Source organism: Pseudomonas extremaustralis (genome assembly GCF_900102035.1).
Taxonomy (GTDB): Bacteria; Pseudomonadota; Gammaproteobacteria; order Pseudomonadales; family Pseudomonadaceae; genus Aquipseudomonas; species Aquipseudomonas extremaustralis.
The window spans coordinates 566,199-583,376 of the sequence record NZ_LT629689.1; the positions used below are offsets into that span (position 1 = coordinate 566,199).

Consider the following 17,178-nt stretch of genomic DNA (forward strand, 5'->3'; position numbering starts at 1 on the left):
CTCTCGGCACAGATACATCGATCATTTCTATCGTATTGATTTGCAAAGCGCTGCCAATCACCGCTTACCGACAGCCCGGCGCTCTGCTAAAATGCGCCGCCTTATCCATCCGTAGGCTGCACCGTGCCATTTACCTGGGTTGATTGGGCGATCGTTGCAATCGTCGCCATCTCCGCTTTGATCAGTCTGAGCCGCGGCTTCGTAAAAGAAGCACTGTCGTTGCTGACCTGGATCATCGCAGGAGTCGTAGCCTGGATGTTCGGTGGTTCACTGTCGGTTTACCTGGCTGGGTACATCGAGACACCTTCGGCTCGCGTCATCGCGGGCTGCGCCATCATGTTCATCGCCACGCTGCTGGTGGGAGCAATGGTCAATTATCTTATTGGCGAGTTGATACGCGTCACCGGACTCTCCGGGACCGATCGATTTCTCGGCATGGCCTTCGGCGCAGCGCGTGGCGCGTTGCTGGTGGTCGTGGCGGTCGGGCTTTTGAGCCTGGGGCCGGTACAGCAGGACGCATGGTGGCAGGAGTCGGTACTCGTGCCAAAGTTTCTATTGGTTGCAGATTGGTCCAAGAACCTCATATTGGGGTGGAGCAGTCAGTGGCTGGCCAGCGGGATCAGCGTACCCGCTGACCTTCCGTTCAAGGAACACCTCTTGCCGGCCAAAACGCCTCAGTAAGCTGTGTTCAGTCAAGATTCATTAAGTAGGGGTTGCGTCGCATGTGTGGCATCGTCGGTATCGTCGGTAAGTCGAACGTCAATCAGGCGCTGTATGACGCGCTAACCGTCCTCCAGCACCGCGGCCAGGACGCTGCCGGTATTGTGACCAGCCATGACGGCCGGTTATTCCTGCGCAAGGACAATGGGCTGGTACGTGACGTGTTCCATCAACGTCACATGCAGCGCCTGGTCGGGCACATGGGCATTGGCCATGTGCGCTACCCGACTGCCGGTAGCTCGACTTCGGCCGAAGCTCAACCGTTTTACGTCAACTCGCCTTACGGCATCACCCTGGCGCACAACGGTAACCTGACCAACGTTGAGCAACTGGCCAAGGAGATTTACGAATCTGACCTGCGCCACGTCAACACCAACTCCGATTCGGAAGTGTTGCTCAACGTGTTCGCCCACGAGCTGGCCCAGCGCGGCAAGCTGCAGCCGACCGAAGAAGACGTGTTTGCCGCCGTCACCGACGTGCACAACCGCTGCGTCGGTGGTTACGCGGTAGTGGCCATGGTCACCGGTTATGGCATCGTCGGTTTCCGCGATCCCCATGGCATCCGTCCGATCGTGTTCGGCCAGCGTCATACCGACGAAGGCGTCGAGTATATGATCGCTTCCGAAAGTGTGTCCCTGGACGTGCTGGGCTTCACCCTGATCCGCGACCTCGCGCCGGGCGAAGCGGTGTACATCACCGAAGATGGCAAGTTGCACACCCGTCAGTGTGCCGTATCCCCTAAGCTCACTCCCTGCATCTTCGAGCACGTCTACCTGGCGCGTCCGGATTCGATCATCGACGGCGTTTCGGTGTACAAGGCGCGCCTGCGCATGGGTGAGAAGCTGGCCGACAAGATCCTGCGCGAACGTCCGAATCACGACATCGACGTGGTGATCCCAATCCCGGACACCAGCCGTACCGCTGCGCTGGAGCTGGCCAATCACTTGGGCGTCAAGTTCCGCGAAGGCTTCGTCAAGAACCGCTACATCGGCCGTACTTTCATCATGCCGGGCCAGGCGGCCCGCAAGAAATCGGTACGCCAGAAGCTCAACGCGATCGAGCTGGAGTTCCGCGGCAAGAACGTGATGCTGGTGGACGACTCCATCGTGCGCGGCACCACGTGCAAGCAGATCATCCAGATGGCCCGCGAAGCCGGGGCGAAGAACGTGTACTTCTGCTCCGCCGCCCCTGCTGTGCGTTACCCTAACGTTTACGGCATCGATATGCCGAGCGCCCACGAACTGATCGCCCACAACCGTTCGACCCAGGACGTGGCTGACCTGATCGGCGCCGATTGGCTGATCTACCAGGACCTGTCGGACCTGATCGAAGCCGTTGGCGGTGGCAAGATCAAGATCGAGGAGTTCGACTGCGCGGTGTTCGACGGCAAGTATGTGACCGGCGATATCGACGAGGCCTACTTGAACAAGATCGAGCAGGCACGTAACGACTCGTCGAAGATCAAGACCCAGGCGGTCAGCGCGATCATCGATCTGTACAACAACTAAGTAGACGCCGGCCCTGAGGGGCCGGTTTTGTATCTTAAATAAAGAATTGAGTAAGGAGTCGCAGCATGAGTCAGGAATGGGATGCCGGTCGGTTGGACAGCGACCTCGATGGCGTAGCTTTCGATACCCTGGCTGTGCGTGCCGGCCAGCACCGTACACCGGAAGGTGAGCATGGTGATCCGATGTTCTTTACCTCCAGCTATGTGTTTCGCACCGCTGCGGATGCCGCTGCGCGTTTTGCCGGTGAAGTGCCGGGCAACGTCTATTCGCGCTACACCAACCCGACGGTGCGTGCATTCGAAGAGCGTATCGCTGCCCTGGAAGGCGCTGAACAGGCCGTGGCTACTGCCACAGGCATGGCGGCGATCCTGGCCGTGGTGATGAGCCTATGCAGTGCCGGCGATCACGTGCTGGTGTCGCGCAGCGTGTTCGGTTCGACCATCAGCTTGTTCGAAAAATACTTCAAGCGCTTCGGCATCGAAGTGGACTACGTGCCCCTGGCGGATCTTTCCGGCTGGGATGCGGCGATCAAGGCTAACACCAAGCTGCTGTTCGTCGAGTCGCCGTCCAATCCGCTGGCCGAGCTGGTGGATATCGCCGCGTTGTCCGAAGTGGCTCATGCCAAAGGCGCAATGCTGGTGGTCGACAATTGCTTCTGCACGCCAGCGCTGCAACAGCCCCTGAAGTTGGGGGCGGATATTGTGGTGCACTCGGCGACCAAGTTCATCGACGGCCAAGGCCGTTGCATGGGCGGTGTGGTTGCCGGTCGCAGCGAGCAGATGAAGGAAGTGGTGGGCTTTTTGCGCACTGCGGGCCCGACCCTGAGTCCGTTCAACGCCTGGATCTTCCTCAAGGGCCTGGAAACCCTCAGTCTGCGCATGAAGGCCCATTGCGCCAATGCCCAGGCGCTGGCTGAATGGCTGGAGCAGCAGGACGGTATCGAGAAGGTGCATTACGCGGGTCTCAAGAGCCATCCGCAGCACGAATTGGCCCAGCGCCAGCAGCGTGGTTTCGGGGCCGTGGTGAGTTTTGAGGTGAAGGGGGGCAAGGAGGGCGCCTGGCGCTTTATCGATGCGACACGCCTGATTTCTATCACGGCCAACCTGGGCGACAGCAAGACCACCATTACCCATCCGAGTACTACGTCCCATGGCCGCCTGGCGCCACAGGAACGTGAAGCGGCGGGTATTCGAGACAGCCTGATCCGTATCGCGGTGGGCCTGGAGGACGTGGCCGATTTGCAAGCTGACCTGGCTCGCGGACTGGCGGCCTTGTGATCGAGTGGTCCAGGGACGCCGCTGCGGCTACCAATGGTCGTGTCGCCTTGGTGACGGGCGCGGCTCGGGGGATTGGCCTTGGGATTGCTGCATGGCTGATCAGTGAAGGCTGGCAGGTGGTGCTGGCCGACTTGGATCGCGAGCGTGGTTCCAAGGTGTCCAAGGTGTTGGGGGAAAATGCCTGGTTCATCACCATGGACGTGGCGGACGAGAAGCAGGTTGCTCAGGGTGTGGCCGAGGTGCTCGGACAGTTCGGGCGCCTGGACGCGTTGGTGTGTAACGCAGCAGTGGCCGACCCGCGCAATATCACCTTGGAAAGCCTCGACCTGGCGAACTGGAATCGTGTACTGGCGGTCAATCTCAGCGGGCCGATGTTGTTGGCCAAGCATTGTGCGCCCTACCTGCGCGCCCACGGCGGGGCGATCGTCAACCTGGCGTCGACCCGGGCCCGTCAATCGGAGCCGGACACCGAAGCCTATGCGGCGAGTAAGGGCGGCTTGTTGGCCCTGACTCATGCGTTGGCCATGAGCCTTGGGCCAGAGGTGCGGGTCAATGCCGTCAGCCCCGGCTGGATCGATGCGCGTGACCCCGGAGCTCGTCGTGCCGAGCCATTGAGCGATGCCGATCATGCCCAGCATCCAGCAGGCAGAGTTGGCACGGTGGAGGACGTGGCGGCCATGGTGGCGTGGTTGCTGTCGCGCCAGGCGGGGTTCGTCACTGGGCAGGAGTTCGTGGTGGACGGTGGCATGAGCAAGAAGATGATTTACAGCGAGTAGGGCGCATAGCCGTCTTGACACTATTTTGTCTTTTTCAGAAAAACTTCAAGCGGGCTATTGACTTAGGTCCGCTACCTGCGTAAATTTCGCGGCCTCAACGAAGCAAAGGGTGATTAGCTCAGCTGGGAGAGCATCTGCCTTACAAGCAGAGGGTCGGCGGTTCGATCCCGTCATCACCCACCACTTCTTGAGAGTTTTGCCTTAAGGCAAGACGCAACGTTAAAGGTTGCACCGACGCGCAGCGGTAGTTCAGTCGGTTAGAATACCGGCCTGTCACGCCGGGGGTCGCGGGTTCGAGTCCCGTCCGCTGCGCCATATTTCCCAGGTTCGATTCGTTGGGCCTGAGATTGAATAGCCAAGGCTGGTCAATCAGATGTTTAAAGACGGTCGAGGTTGTACGCTCGGCCAGTCAAGCGATACGCAGCGGTAGTTCAGTCGGTTAGAATACCGGCCTGTCACGCCGGGGGTCGCGGGTTCGAGTCCCGTCCGCTGCGCCATATTTCCCAGGTTCGATTCGTTGGGCCTGAGATTGAATAGCCAAGGCTGGTCAATCAGATGTTTAAAGACGGTCGAGGTTGTACGCTCGGCCAGTCAAGCGATACGCAGCGGTAGTTCAGTCGGTTAGAATACCGGCCTGTCACGCCGGGGGTCGCGGGTTCGAGTCCCGTCCGCTGCGCCATATCTGCCTCAAGGCCTACTGAACGCCTTGGAGCACAAAGAAAGCCGTTGGCTGCTTTGATCCGATAGCAAAGACCCTGGTCGAAAGACCGGGGTTTTTTGTGTGTGCGATTTGACCATCTGCAGGAGCCGGCGAGCCGGCCCCATCGGAGACTCAGAAGCCCAGCTTGTCCCGCAGCCCGTAATACCAGGCTCCTAACGCCGCAAACGGTGTGCGCAGCAATTGCCCACCAGGGAACGGATAGTGGGGCAGGTCGGCAAACGCATCAAAGCGCTCTGCCTGGCCTCGAAGGGCTTCCGCCAGGACCTTGCCCGCCAGGTGCGTGTATGTCACGCCATGGCCGCTGCAACCCTGTGAGTAGTAGATGTTGTCGCCCAGGCGGCCGACTTGTGGCAGTCGCGACAGGGTCAGTAGGAAATTGCCAGTCCAGGCGTAGTCGATTTTCACATCCTTGAGCTGTGGGAAGGCTTTGAGCATCTTCGGTCGGATGATCGCTTCGATATTCGCTGGGTCCCTGGCGCCGTACACCACGCCGCCGCCGAAGATCAGGCGCTTGTCGCGGGTGAGGCGGTAGTAGTCGAGCAGGTAATTACAGTCTTCCACGCAGTAATCCTGAGGCAGCAATGACTTGGCCAGTTCATCGCCCAGCGGTGCCGTGGTAATGACTTGTGTGCCGCATGGCATTGACTTGGCCGCCAGCTCTGGCACCAAGTTGCCCAGGTAAGCATTGCCCGCGGCGATGATGAACTTGGCCCTCACCTTACCTTCGGCGGTATGCACCACGGGGTTGGCGCCGCGCTCTATGCGTATCGCCGCTGACTGCTCATAGATCATGCCGCCCAGGGACTCCACGGCCGCGGCTTCACCCAGTGCCAGGTTGAGCGGATGGATGTGTCCGCCGCTCATGTCCAGCAGGCCGCCGACATAATTGTCACAGGCCACCACCTCGCGAATGCGACGTTCATCCAGCAGCTCCAGTTGCGTGTGGCCATAGCGCTCCCATAAGCGCTTCTGCGACTCCAGATGGCCCATGTGCTTGCTGTTGAGTGCAGCGAACACGCCGCCGTCCTTCAAGTCGCACTGGATTTGGTACTTGGCCACTCGCTCGCGAATGATCTTGCCGCCCTCAAACGCCATTTGTCCCAGCAATTGCGCCTGCTTGGGCCCGACACTACGTTCGATTACGTCAATGTCGCGGCTATAGCTGTTGACGATCTGACCACCATTGCGGCCCGAGGCTCCAAAACCTACCCTGGCGGCTTCCAGTACTGTCACGCGAAAACCGTTCTCCAGCAGGAACAGTGCGCTGGACAGGCCGGTATAGCCGGCACCAATTACGCATACATCGGTTTCGACTTCGCCTTGGAGCATTGGGCGGGGCGGAACTGCATTCGCGGAAGCGGCGTAATATGACTGGGGGTAGGGGGTGTTCGCCATCCTGGAACCTCTGTTTTATATTTTTTACGAGTGAGTCGATCCTACCCGAGTTGAAAATCGCCTGCCAGCCACTCAAAAAATGCTGAAGTGCTGACCTCAAATAAAAAATTCGCGTATTCATAGGGTTAGCTGCAAAAAAGATGTTGACACCCCTTCTGAATTCCGTAGAATGCCGCCTCACAGCAGGCACGTAGCTCAGTTGGTTAGAGCACCACCTTGACATGGTGGGGGTCGTTGGTTCGAGTCCAATCGCGCCTACCAAACAAAATCCGCTCTGCTGGGCGGTGTGAAGGGGGATCCGAAAGGGTTCCCCTTTTTCTTTGCCTAAGAAAACGTTCACAAATTATAGGCTTCGTTCACACAAGGCAATGTGAACGTGGATTCATGCCTGCTTCTGTTCACACTCAGATTTGTGAACGGCTCTACCTAACCCATTGATATACATGGCTCGTTCACTATCTTGTCTAGGTGGTGGTACGTTCGCAGGCTCACTCCCTTGCCCGTTGCTCGTGCCTCGCAAGGGCAGGCTTCTAACCAACTGAGCTACGTGCCTGCTGTGAGGCGGGTACGCCTGTCGGCCACGCTCAACACCCTACGCTCTGTGGTGAATCCTGAACGCTCTGTGTGCTGCTGTAGGGCTGGCGGGGGTGTCTCTCTAGGGGTGGGGCAGGGGGTGTGGGGTGGGGTGCTTATGTATGCAATGGTGCTTAAAAATATCCGCTGGAAATTGTCATTGCTGGCTAATTGACTTGCATCTTCATTGTCATTCAGTCTCCGCTCGGTAAATCTGAGTGGAGGTGTCCATGTTGACACTATTGAATTATTTTCGGGGCTTTCGATTGGTCTGGGCTGGGCGGAGGTTTGGCAACGATGTTGCTAAATACCTCGGTGTCGATCGTCGCCTATTCCATAATGCCCTTGAGCTTGGAGGGTTACACGATCACCTTGTGCTTTTGGGGTTCGCGGTCAAGGCTAACCAGGACATCGGTGACGTCGCCATGCTTGTGAGTGGCTATCTAATTGATGGAATCGAGGTTATGAAAGTGCGATTCGGAGCGAGGCCTATGATGACAGCGGCAACACGGAACGTACTTATGTTTAGAGGGGAGGTCGAGGGGATTGATCCTATGGAGCTTGTGACATCTGTTTTGTTCGCTAGAGGCGTTGCTTATCGAGCTACCCGGTAGTTATTAATTGTCAGTTGACATAATTTAGCTGTTTTGCTAAATATTGCATTCAGGCAAACGGGCCTTGCGTAAGCTGAACTGTATGTCCCTGACTTTGAGGGGCGCGAATGTGTAAGTAGCGGTAGGGCGAACCTTCAATGGTGTAGTTCTATCAGGAACGCACAGTCGGTCGCATCGAGACTATAAGCGATGGGAGTAGCCACGCTCAGACGTGGAACGCTTACCCCTTCTGGCGTGGTTAGGAGGGCAGGTGACTGGTAGCTGAACTATCAGGCGTAGAGGGCGTTAGCCCCTATGAAGAACGGCCAGTGTGGTAACGCATTGAGCACCCCTGAGGGGCATCTAGGTAAATCTAGAATTCGAGCGTTACGCTCAACCTGCCCTTGCTATGACCAATGTTCACTATTTTAAATTGAACGCTAGCCTCCAGGGTCAATAAACCCCTCCTGTCTTAATAAATAATTATCTTGGTTTGCTGTCTACGAGCTTCATTCGTCGAACATCTGCCGCGTATTCTTCTTCGATGCGCTTGCCGATAGCAATCTCACGTTCAACCTCTAATTTACGTGGGCGTCCTACAGGTCTTACGCCACCAGTTACCTTTAACATCTCCTTAACGGCAGCAATGTTTCCATTGACTAGTTCTTGTTTCAATATCTCAACTGATTTGTCATGCCAATAGATGCGGTGTTCTTCTTTCCATCCTTGTTCTTCTGCGTAAGTGTCAAGAGTAATCATGCTGACGCCTAAACGCTTAGCTAGTACGCAATGTGAGTTTGTCTCAATGTATTCTGTCTTGTCTGTGTCTGTAAGGTTCATGCTCTATCTCGGTATTTGATTGTTATTATCAGGGTCAGTGAGTAGCAGATAATGTTAAGCGTTATAGCTATGAAGCTATAGTCATGCATGATCTGAAGTATTACTAGCTGGGTGTATTGTATGAGGAGTAGGGCGCTTAGGAGATAAGTCACGTTTTGATAGCTGACGCTCCCTCGATTTCCTCTAGCCTGCATCTTGATAGATAGCCTACCGCTTGAAGAGAGATGCCATGATTATATGAGATGTAATACAGCGCTTGGTGGTCCTCACGCTTAGCAATAATCTGTTTGGCTAAACCCCTTCGTATAGTGATGCTATGAATTGCGAAAGAAGTTAGATCAGGTATTCGAATATTATCATTGTCTGACATTGTATTGTCCTAGGTAAGTTGTCTTAACGTCACTGCGTGACAGAAGCAAAAGCAAGAGCACGCCACGGAGTGGCATACGCATAAAGAAAAGATCAAGAGCGATACACTGGTAGGTGCTCTGCTTTTGATTTTCTCTTTTAATGCGTGCTCTTTGTCAGCTTGCTGACGTTGTTCTTGATCTTAAGTGAGTGGAGGAGGTGTCCACTTTTCCTTAGAGAGTTCTAAGAGAAAGTGGACAGGGCTAGCTTCATTCATCAGACTTCAACCACTTAGATACTATGCTTTTGCTAACCCCCATGGTCGCTGCAATGCTTCGCAATGAGAACCCATCAGATGACAATCCTTTTGCTGTGACGATGTTGTTCTTTTTCTTGTCTTTTGCATTGCTAGTTGGAGCGTGCCTAGTCAGATCTTTTAGAATGTAGTGGCATCCTGTCAAGTCGAAGGCTAGGTGTCGTCCCGATTCTTCTGTGGGTACGAAGTGCATAGTAGGTCTGTCGTTATTGAAAGTCCTAATGCTGCTTCGTGTAGCTGCTTGGAATATCAACTCCCTATAACGCTCATTGCGTAGAGCTTGCTTACCAACTGATGCGGAAATAGCCATCTTGCAAAGCATTTCAGAGTTATTCTGATCCTCTACAGTGTTTGGATTGCCATGAATCAGGGAGAGCGTATGGTGTACGTTTGAATATCCATTCAATCCCCTAGCGTCAAAAGGTATACGTATTGCGTTAGGGTAATCCTCGAATGGAAACTTGCACCATTCATGAACTTGGATAAGGATGGGTTCACCTTGTACGAACTCAATGGCGTCACGTAAAAGGGAATGCCCGTATACTCTATCATTCCACTCATCGGCCATGCTGCCGTCAGGGAGGGTAAGTAGCATGGTCTTGCTTACCTTGCTTCCCCCAATCAGTGGGTATATGTAGCTTGGGAATTTGTAGCCCCTGTATTCTGGTGTGAACTTGGAGACTTCAAGAGCGTATCCCTTGGTCAAAGCATGCTGGTAAGCTAACGTATCCGTGACGTTGGCGCCTAGGATGTGTGTTTCCTGAGCGGCCTCATAGATCCCGCTTAAGTCAAAGTAATCAATTACCCTGACTTGCCACTTCCACCTGCTGTCTTTCTTGTCTACGTATTCTTTGATGAATACATCAGCCTTGCCCCTTAGGAGGGCACCAAGACAAGTGCAGATGGTCGACATGCCCTTGTCGTTTACCACGTCAGAGTAGGTGGCTCTGGCTTCCTTCGTCATTCCTTGTTTAATAGACGCTCTGGTGGATACGCTATCAATCTCAATGAATTTCTCTAGGAAGTTAGTGTAAGCGTGGTCGCCAATATCTTTGGTAAGATTGTTGGCGACTGAGGGCACTTCATCAATGACTACAATCCAATCTTGTAGGTAACAAGGATCAAGGTCTAGCAAGGTCTTATGCGTAATGATAAGAACCTTGGGGTCATCTTCAAGGAGTGAGCATTCTACTGTGTCAGTCACGTTCTTGTGGGTGTCGCTATTGATTACGTAAGCATGAGCTATACCGATTGCATGAATGCGCTTTACAACGTCTTTGGTAAGTACCTTGGTGGGGACAGCGTATACGTATCGCTTGTAGGGGGCGGCATCCAGTTCTTTAATGAATTGTTCTGTCTTGCCTGTGCCTGGGGTAGCTTCTGCTACGTAGATAACCTTTGGCTTATTTGGGTTCAATCAGTTTCCCTTCTGTGATTAAGTTATCTATCGTTCGGGTGATATGTCTAGCGTCTGTGAAGGTGCCCTCAAGCTCCGCAGGGAGCGTGCTGCTACCATGAACAGACAACACCTGATATGAACCATACTGGCTCATGCCATACTCACACTCCTTGTATTCCTTAATACCCGTGATGAGCTTGTTCTTTTGCTCAATGCTACAGTCGATAGCGCCTAGCGCGGAGCGCCGTTGTTCTAGTAATTTAACTTCTGCTGGTGTTAGGTCTACTGCTTTCATAGTTACTCTCCTTGGTTATACATTGCGCGAATGGCTGCCATCAGTTCTGCTTGCTCTTTCGAGGTGGCCCCAGTTAGCACGGACTTAGTGGTGCCTGTAATATTTCCAAACGCATCACGTTGGACGATACTTTGCTTGGCTTGCTGAGCGGGTGAGTTATACGCGTTATCCAAGTCAGTAAGCTGTCGGACAAGAGGGTCTGCTTTATATAGCTCGTCTCGTACCTTTTGCTTAGACGCCTTCCATTGTGCTAACGCATCCTTAGAGGAAGTCAATGGATTGCCTCTAGGTGCGGGAGGTTCTTCGACTAGCTGATAGCCACGCTCGATAAGGTCTGTTAGAACTGCCATGGAGGTGTTACCTGTCTGACGTGCGAGTTCGTTGATTTCTGTCATGGTTATTGTGTTCATGTGTATCCTTAGAGTTCTACAATTCGATATTGATAGGGGGCGTTATACAGGTTGCTTGATTTTCTACGCTCGACTATTCCAGCATTCAACAAGTCTTTAAGGATGTAATCTACAGCCCTGCGTGTGAGTGCTGTGGCTTTCCCAAACTCGCCAACTGAGATTGTCGTCCATCCGTCCTCCTTGTCTCCGTTTAGGATCATTAAGTAGATTAGTTTGCGTGTAAGTGTTTTAAGGTGTGCATGACGCAGCGTCACAATGTCTTCTATTGTGGTATTCATTGGTTTCTCTGGTATGATTATTGGGGCGGTCGGAAATTTGAGGACGTTACTTTGGTGTGTTCAGATCTACATCTTGATGTGGAAATTGTTTCCGACCCTACTACCTATACTTGAATTTCGGGTGAAAGGTCTACAACACCAATTGGAAATAATTTCCGTACCTATCTAATACTCTTTTTTTGAGCCAAAAGAGGACAGCGTCAGGTGAAAATAATTTCCCTATCTACATGTATATACTTAAATCTGAGAGAAAACCCTACACGGATTCTTAAAATTAATATCTGCCCGTAACTCTCATGCACACCCATTCCTTTACTCACTGCCACTGTAGGCCCCTATAAGGGCCTACAGGCTTGCATGGCTATATGGGTGGCAGTTGATTGTCTATCGTTGTTCCTGTGCGCGTACAGGTGGCTTAATCAATGAGGTGAAGTACATCCTTCGCATTCAAATGAGAGTATCTAGCCACTGACCTAGTATCCCTATGCCCCGACACAATCATTATCTGAGCGTTGTTGAATCCCTTCTTGGCTACGTTGGTAATACGCGTATGCCTTAACTGGTGAAGCCTCACGCTACAGTCAAGCCCCGCCTTGTTCCTTGCCAGCCTAACGGCCTGTGACACAGCATGAGGCGTCACAATAAACAGTCTTCCTCTGTGTGCCTTGTTTGCTACAGCCAGCCGCTGTGCCTCTTTCAGTAGCTCTATGGCACGCATTGTCAGAGGCACAGACCTAGTGCCGTTCTTACCGTCCACTACATCCGCGATACGTTCATCCAGGTGAAGGCATTGAGTTGTGAGCTTGAGTATTTCTGAGCGTCTCATGGCTGTCTCATAGGCCAGCTCCACGATTAGGGCCATGGTGGGGGAGAGCTTGTCGAGCAACTGTCCAAGTTCGCCAGCACTGATTACCTTGTCGCTCGACTTGTCGGGCTTGGGGAGGGCTATGTCACTTACGGGATTGTGTATGTCTATGAGCAGGCCACGCTTAGCGAACCTGAAGAAACGAGACATGAACGCTAGCTGTATGCGACAGGTAGCAGGCTTGACCGTTTGTAGACGCTTCAGCTTGAAGTCATTGACTAGCTGAGGGGTGATGTCATGGATTGACTGAGGGAAGGCAGCAAAGAGCTGATCAACAATCTTGATTGCATGGTCATAGCTACCCTTGCCCTTGAGCATGGTTTCGCAATAGGTCACGCCAAGGGTGTAGAGGGTGTGCGTCTGATGCGTCTTGGTAACAGCCTCTAGCTGGTCAGCCCATGCCTGAGCCAATGCCTGAGTTGGGAATGTTTTGGATTGCGGGGGACTTCCTCTCAACCGAACCTGAGCGTTCCAATTGCCAGAGGGAAGGGAGCGAATGTTAGCCATGATTGACGCCTCATAATGTGAATGGGCGTTCTCTTAGGGCTATAGGCTGCGTGGCCTAGCGCCTAGCAGGGTGGCTCTTGACATGGTGGGGGTCGTTGGTTCGAGTCCAATCGCGCCTACCAAACAAAATCCGCTCTGCTGGGCGGTGTGAAGGGGGATCCGAAAGGGTTCCCCTTTTTCTTTGCCTGGAGTTTGGTGTCGTTGAGAAATTGAAACGCTACCCTAAAGTTAGCGGCTGGTAAGCCGATATGATCTGTAACTCCTTATTTTCGGACATTTGGCATGCTTATCAATAATAGCAATCCTCCCTCCGTATCAATCGCTCAAAGCACCACCACTACCACCACGAGCGATGCCACGGCAACCGAAAGTACGAGCAGCACTGGCGTCAACGTGACGGCTTCGAAGAGTGTGGGAGCTCAAGCTGGTGGCGGCGCCCAGTCATCATCGAGCTCGACGGAGTCCGATACTGTCAAAGCGTTGAAAAAACAGATCGAACAGTTGCAAAAGCAGCTTCAAGAGCAACAGCAAGCTTTGCAGCAGGCGCAGTCCAGCAATCAGAGTGCGGACGCGAAAGCGGCGGCCGTAGCAGCCGCGCAATCGCAGGTTGTAGCCACTTCTGCGGCTTTACAGACCGTGACCGCTGCTCTGTTGCAGGCCGTCACTGCCGAAGGTGGCAGCGGAACGGGGTCACTCGTCAGCACCACCGCTTGAATGTCGGGGCTGTGTGTTGATGGGCTAGTCTTCAAGACTCAGCCACGCTTCAACACACTTTCCCCTGCTTGCGCGGGTAACCGATACACATCTCTCAGCGCCAACTCCCCCAGTAACGCCCCCCTACAAATGCCACTCGAAAGTTCCCAGCCTGTGCCTGAGCCGCATGCTCTGACACGCTTATGGAAGCTCGCAACAAGAATGTCGCCACCATCGCCGCCGCCAGAATATGGATGGTGATGCCGTCCGGTCGTACCCTTTCACAGTTGGTCAATGAGTCGGTGGCTTCGGCCTATAAACAGGCGGGGTATGAAGTCGTGACTGAGCCAGGCGCCGCTGATGCCACGTCGATGAAGGTTCATATTGTCGAATTCTGGTCCTGGTTTACCCCAGGTTTTTTCTCGGTTGACGTCAGCAGCAAATCTCTTCTGCGCATCGAGACACCGGGGGGGGGGAAGTGCTGAACGTTGTGACCCGGCAAAACCAGAGTATGCAGTCGGTGATGGAGAGCGATTGGAAGAAGATCACCGAGGCGGGTCTTCAGGAAGTGTCGCGTGAGACGTACAAGCAGCTTTGACGTAGGTCTTTCTGTTCGTTGTGTGAGAAAAGGGTCAACCAGTCGGTTGGCCCTTTTTGTATTACAAAACCGACCTATTTAGCCTTGGCGCTCTTGATATCGCTGATCATCTGCTTGGCAATCGCCTGGACTTGCTTCTGTGTCATGGCCGAGGCAATCCCTTCCCAGGCGGATGATGAGGTGTCATAGGTGCGCGAACCGATCGGCGCACCGGATTTCAGGTCGGAATAGTCGGCGCGGGAGAACACCCAGGCGTTACCCACCAGCGCGCCAGCGACATACCGTGACCCCGGTTCGATGTAGCGAAACTTGCTCACGTTGATGGTGATGCCGACACCCTCTTCACCACTGGCGGTCACCGAGGGGCTTGGCGTGACATTGAAGCCGGCTTGACGCGCTTCGACTTGGAGCGCGTTATCCCAGTCGCGCTTGAGCAGGTTCCAGTCGGGGTTCTGCTCGACCTGATTTTCGCCTTTGATACTGACCACCAGATTCTGCTTGGCGGATTCCGGGATAGCCAGCGCGGCGCTGCCGCCACTTTTTACCTTCGCAGCACAACCGCCTAGCATCGACAGGGCAACGGCACACGAGAGGGCGACTAGGACCTTTTGGGTTTTCATTGAATTTCCATATCCGCAACAATATTGAGAGAGGGCGCGCTGCGCTTGAGCGCTGCACCCGATAAACGGGCGGCGTTAAGATGCGCGAAACCCCAGCAAGCTGTCCACATTTTGTTACGTGTGTGCTCTTTAAATGCCCGCAAGATTCATTGGTCTGCTGCAACGATTTTCTTGTTGGGCGCCTCCGTCCCAGGCAGCAAAGTTGCCGCCATTGACATTCGACCGTGCGGGTCAAATGTGCCGGTTGTGTTGTTGGAGTTGTCGGACAAGAGTGCGGTGATCAAGGCCCAACTGCCGCTGATGATTGCCATCGGCCTGGCGTCAGGGCGGTGATATTTCCATCGAGCGCGTGGTGTTCAGTCCCTCGCCCTGGGAAAAACAACTCAAAACACGTCACTGCGGCCTTGCTGCTCACGCTGTAGCGACCGTTATGCAACTGCATGATGGTCGCCACAATAGACAGGCCCAACCCGTTTGACTGGGCCGAACGTTCCCGCGATTCATCCACCCGATAAAACCGTTCGAACAGTCGCGGCAGATGTTCGGCTGCAATGGTTTCACCCCGATTGCTGACCCGCAGATTGATTCCCTCGGGATTCGGTACCGCCTGGATCACCAGCTCGGTACCGGGTGCGCCATATTTGATGGCATTGGCGCACAGGTTCGCCAGGGCTCGTCGCAACAGTATCGGCTCTGCCCAGATCACACCTTCTCCCTCGGCATGGATGCTGATCTCTGCATCGCTGGCCAGGCCTTCGAAGTAATCAGCGATGCGTTCCACTTCCTCTGCGGCGCTGAGTTCCTGACGCTGACGCAGCGCGCTGGCCGGGTCGGTGCGAGCCAGGAACAGCATGTTGTCGAGCATTCGCGCCAAGCGTTCGAGTTCTTCGACATTGGACGCCAGCAATTGCTGATAGCTCTCGATGCTACGGTTCTGCTGCAGGGCGACCTGGGTTTCCCCCAGCAGGTTGTTGATCGGCGTGCGCAGTTCATGGGCCATGTCGGTGGACACCTGTCCCAACTGGACAAACCCTTTGGTCAGGCGTTCGAGCATGGTGTTGAAGGCGTCGATCATCGGCAGCAGTTCTTTGGGGGCGCCGTGGCTGTCGAGGCGTTCGGTGAGGTTGCCGACGCCGATGCCTTGGGCGTGCTGCGCCAGGTGTCGCAAGGGCCGCAGGCCGCGATGCATCAGCAGGTAGCCCACCAGCGCCAGGACGAGAGCGGCGATGCTTGCCAGGATGTAAACGCTCAAGCGGTAGCTGGCGAGCACAGCGGTGCGCTCAGTCATCAATCGGCCGGTGGTAAGTTGCAGGCTGCCCAGGTCGCCGGAGTCGATGGACACGGCCACGGTAGCGAAGGGCACCCCGTTGAGACCCTGCAAATGTTGCACGTCGGCCAGGTTGAGAGCGTGGTCTTTGGGAACCGGCTTGACCGCTGGCAGTTCGATGTTGGCCGGGTTGACCAGCAGTAACGGCGTTTGGCCGGGCGCGGCGATGCTCAGCACCGATTCACGGTTGCCCATCATGTTCTGGAATAATTCCGGCTTGGTCCTGATCAGTTCCAGGGTGTTGCTGTCGTTGAGCAGATTGCGCAACTGATCCGCGCGGTATATCAGCGCCGCGTCGTCACGCATGATCAATTCGCGCTCGAGTTCGCGGTACAGTGCCACGCCCAGGGTTGCTAACAGGGCGAACGCCAGCAAGGCGAAGATCAGCGCCAGGCGCAGGGTCAGCGAATAATGGCGGCGAGTCATGGCTGGGTATCGAAGCGGTAACCGATGCCTCGCACGCTGTGGATCAATTTGAGCTGGAACGGGTCGTCGATCTTCAGGCGCAGGCGCCGTACGGCGACGTCCACCACATTGGTGTCGCTGTCGAAGTTCATGTCCCACACCCGCGACGCAATGAGTGAACGGGACAACACCTGATCCTGGTGAGTGGCGAACAGGTGCAGCAGGGCGAACTCTTTATTGGTCAGGGTGATGCGTGTGCCGGCGCGGGTAACTCGGCGCTTGAGCACATCGACTTGCAAGTCAGCGATCTGCAGTTGTTCTTCTTCGCGGCTCGGGCCGCGACGGGTCAGGGTGCGTAAGCGCGCCACCAGTTCGGCGAATGAGAAGGGCTTGATCAGGTAGTCGTCGGCGCCCAGTTCCAGGCCTTTGATGCGGTCGGCAATGTCATCGCGAGCCGTCAGAAAAAGCACCGGTGTATCGGCCTCCTTGCGCAAGCGGCGCAGGACTTCCCAACCGTCCATTTTCGGCATCATCACATCCAGCACGATCACGTCGAATGGCGTCTCCAGCGCCTGGTGCAAACCGTCCACGCCGTCGCGGGCCAGGCTGACTGAGTAGCCCAGTTCCTGCAGGCCGTTGAGCAGGTAATTGCCGGCCTTGGGTTCGTCTTCGACTACGAGGATGTTCATGGGACGTGTCCTGTTTCAGTGCGTG

15 protein-coding genes and 5 tRNA genes are annotated in these 17,178 nt (G+C 54.8%); 11 read left to right on the forward strand and 9 right to left on the reverse strand.

Annotated elements, in window-relative coordinates; translation table 11 throughout:
- Nucleotides 1-123: 123 nt before the first annotated feature.
- The 8 genes from BLR63_RS02835 (at nucleotide 124) to BLR63_RS02870 (ending at nucleotide 4,960) form a co-directional block, all read left to right on the forward strand.
- Nucleotides 124-681, forward strand: a complete 558-nt coding sequence (locus BLR63_RS02835) for a CvpA family protein (protein WP_003234314.1) — start codon at nucleotides 124-126, stop codon at nucleotides 679-681.
- 41 nt (nucleotides 682-722) lie between these two features.
- Entirely contained in the window at nucleotides 723-2,228 is a 1,506-nt protein-coding gene (gene purF, locus BLR63_RS02840; protein ID WP_010566993.1) for an amidophosphoribosyltransferase, read from the forward strand.
- Nucleotides 2,229-2,293: 65 nt separating this feature from the next.
- Complete coding sequence (locus tag BLR63_RS02845; protein WP_010566994.1) at nucleotides 2,294-3,505, forward strand: O-succinylhomoserine sulfhydrylase; 1,212 nt, start codon at nucleotides 2,294-2,296, stop codon at nucleotides 3,503-3,505.
- On the forward strand, nucleotides 3,502-4,281 hold the full coding sequence (locus tag BLR63_RS02850) for an SDR family oxidoreductase (protein ID WP_010566995.1): 780 nt from the start codon (nucleotides 3,502-3,504) through the stop codon (nucleotides 4,279-4,281). The genes BLR63_RS02845 and BLR63_RS02850 overlap by 4 nt, the downstream gene beginning before the upstream one ends.
- 107 nt (nucleotides 4,282-4,388) lie before the next feature.
- Nucleotides 4,389-4,464: transfer RNA gene (locus tag BLR63_RS02855), tRNA-Val, on the forward strand.
- 55 nt (nucleotides 4,465-4,519) lie between these two features.
- A tRNA-Asp gene (locus tag BLR63_RS02860) sits at nucleotides 4,520-4,596 on the forward strand.
- A gap of 105 nt (nucleotides 4,597-4,701) precedes the next feature.
- A tRNA-Asp gene (locus tag BLR63_RS02865) sits at nucleotides 4,702-4,778 on the forward strand.
- Between the two features lie 105 nt (nucleotides 4,779-4,883).
- Nucleotides 4,884-4,960: transfer RNA gene (locus BLR63_RS02870), tRNA-Asp, on the forward strand.
- 153 nt (nucleotides 4,961-5,113) lie between these two features.
- On the opposite strand, the gene BLR63_RS02875 is transcribed toward BLR63_RS02870, so the two are convergent.
- Complete coding sequence (locus BLR63_RS02875; protein ID WP_042947442.1) at nucleotides 5,114-6,397, reverse strand: NAD(P)/FAD-dependent oxidoreductase; 1,284 nt, start codon at nucleotides 6,395-6,397, stop codon at nucleotides 5,114-5,116.
- A gap of 184 nt (nucleotides 6,398-6,581) precedes the next feature.
- Here BLR63_RS02875 and BLR63_RS02880 point away from each other — a divergent pair.
- Nucleotides 6,582-6,658: transfer RNA gene (locus BLR63_RS02880), tRNA-Val, on the forward strand.
- Between the two features lie 1,388 nt (nucleotides 6,659-8,046).
- Here BLR63_RS02880 and BLR63_RS02890 read toward each other — a convergent pair.
- The 5 genes from BLR63_RS02890 to BLR63_RS02910 form a co-directional block, all read right to left on the reverse strand.
- On the reverse strand, nucleotides 8,047-8,403 hold the full coding sequence (locus tag BLR63_RS02890) for a hypothetical protein (protein ID WP_081480391.1): 357 nt from the start codon (nucleotides 8,401-8,403) through the stop codon (nucleotides 8,047-8,049).
- A gap of 617 nt (nucleotides 8,404-9,020) precedes the next feature.
- Nucleotides 9,021-10,484 (reverse strand): DEAD/DEAH box helicase family protein, encoded by a 1,464-nt coding sequence (locus tag BLR63_RS02895; protein WP_010566998.1) that lies wholly within the window; start codon nucleotides 10,482-10,484, stop codon nucleotides 9,021-9,023.
- Nucleotides 10,471-10,761, reverse strand: coding sequence for a hypothetical protein (locus BLR63_RS02900; RefSeq protein ID WP_010566999.1), 291 nt, complete (start codon nucleotides 10,759-10,761; stop codon nucleotides 10,471-10,473). The genes BLR63_RS02895 and BLR63_RS02900 overlap by 14 nt, the downstream gene beginning before the upstream one ends.
- A gap of 2 nt (nucleotides 10,762-10,763) precedes the next feature.
- Complete coding sequence (locus BLR63_RS02905) at nucleotides 10,764-11,171, reverse strand: hypothetical protein (protein WP_010567000.1); 408 nt, start codon at nucleotides 11,169-11,171, stop codon at nucleotides 10,764-10,766.
- A gap of 693 nt (nucleotides 11,172-11,864) precedes the next feature.
- Nucleotides 11,865-12,821 (reverse strand): tyrosine-type recombinase/integrase, encoded by a 957-nt coding sequence (locus tag BLR63_RS02910; RefSeq protein WP_010567001.1) that lies wholly within the window; start codon nucleotides 12,819-12,821, stop codon nucleotides 11,865-11,867.
- A 282-nt stretch (nucleotides 12,822-13,103) separates the two neighbouring features.
- Between BLR63_RS02910 and BLR63_RS02915 the strand changes: the two genes are divergently transcribed.
- Together BLR63_RS02915 and BLR63_RS02920 are read left to right on the forward strand one after the other, a co-directional pair.
- Nucleotides 13,104-13,535, forward strand: coding sequence for a hypothetical protein (locus BLR63_RS02915; protein WP_010567002.1), 432 nt, complete (start codon nucleotides 13,104-13,106; stop codon nucleotides 13,533-13,535).
- Nucleotides 13,536-13,717: 182 nt separating this feature from the next.
- Entirely contained in the window at nucleotides 13,718-13,999 is a 282-nt protein-coding gene (locus BLR63_RS02920) for a hypothetical protein (RefSeq protein WP_231998134.1), read from the forward strand.
- Between the two features lie 187 nt (nucleotides 14,000-14,186).
- On the opposite strand, the gene BLR63_RS02925 is transcribed toward BLR63_RS02920, so the two are convergent.
- From BLR63_RS02925 to BLR63_RS02935, 3 genes are all read right to left on the reverse strand, one after another.
- Nucleotides 14,187-14,732 carry a DUF4410 domain-containing protein gene (locus tag BLR63_RS02925; RefSeq protein ID WP_010567003.1) on the reverse strand — a complete coding sequence of 182 codons (546 nt, stop codon included), beginning with the start codon at nucleotides 14,730-14,732 and terminating at the stop codon, nucleotides 14,187-14,189.
- 280 nt (nucleotides 14,733-15,012) lie between these two features.
- Nucleotides 15,013-16,485 (reverse strand): heavy metal sensor histidine kinase, encoded by a 1,473-nt coding sequence (locus BLR63_RS02930; protein WP_010567004.1) that lies wholly within the window; start codon nucleotides 16,483-16,485, stop codon nucleotides 15,013-15,015.
- Nucleotides 16,482-17,153 carry a heavy metal response regulator transcription factor gene (locus BLR63_RS02935; protein ID WP_010567005.1) on the reverse strand — a complete coding sequence of 224 codons (672 nt, stop codon included), beginning with the start codon at nucleotides 17,151-17,153 and terminating at the stop codon, nucleotides 16,482-16,484. The genes BLR63_RS02930 and BLR63_RS02935 overlap by 4 nt, the downstream gene beginning before the upstream one ends.
- Nucleotides 17,154-17,178: the final 25 nt, after the last annotated feature.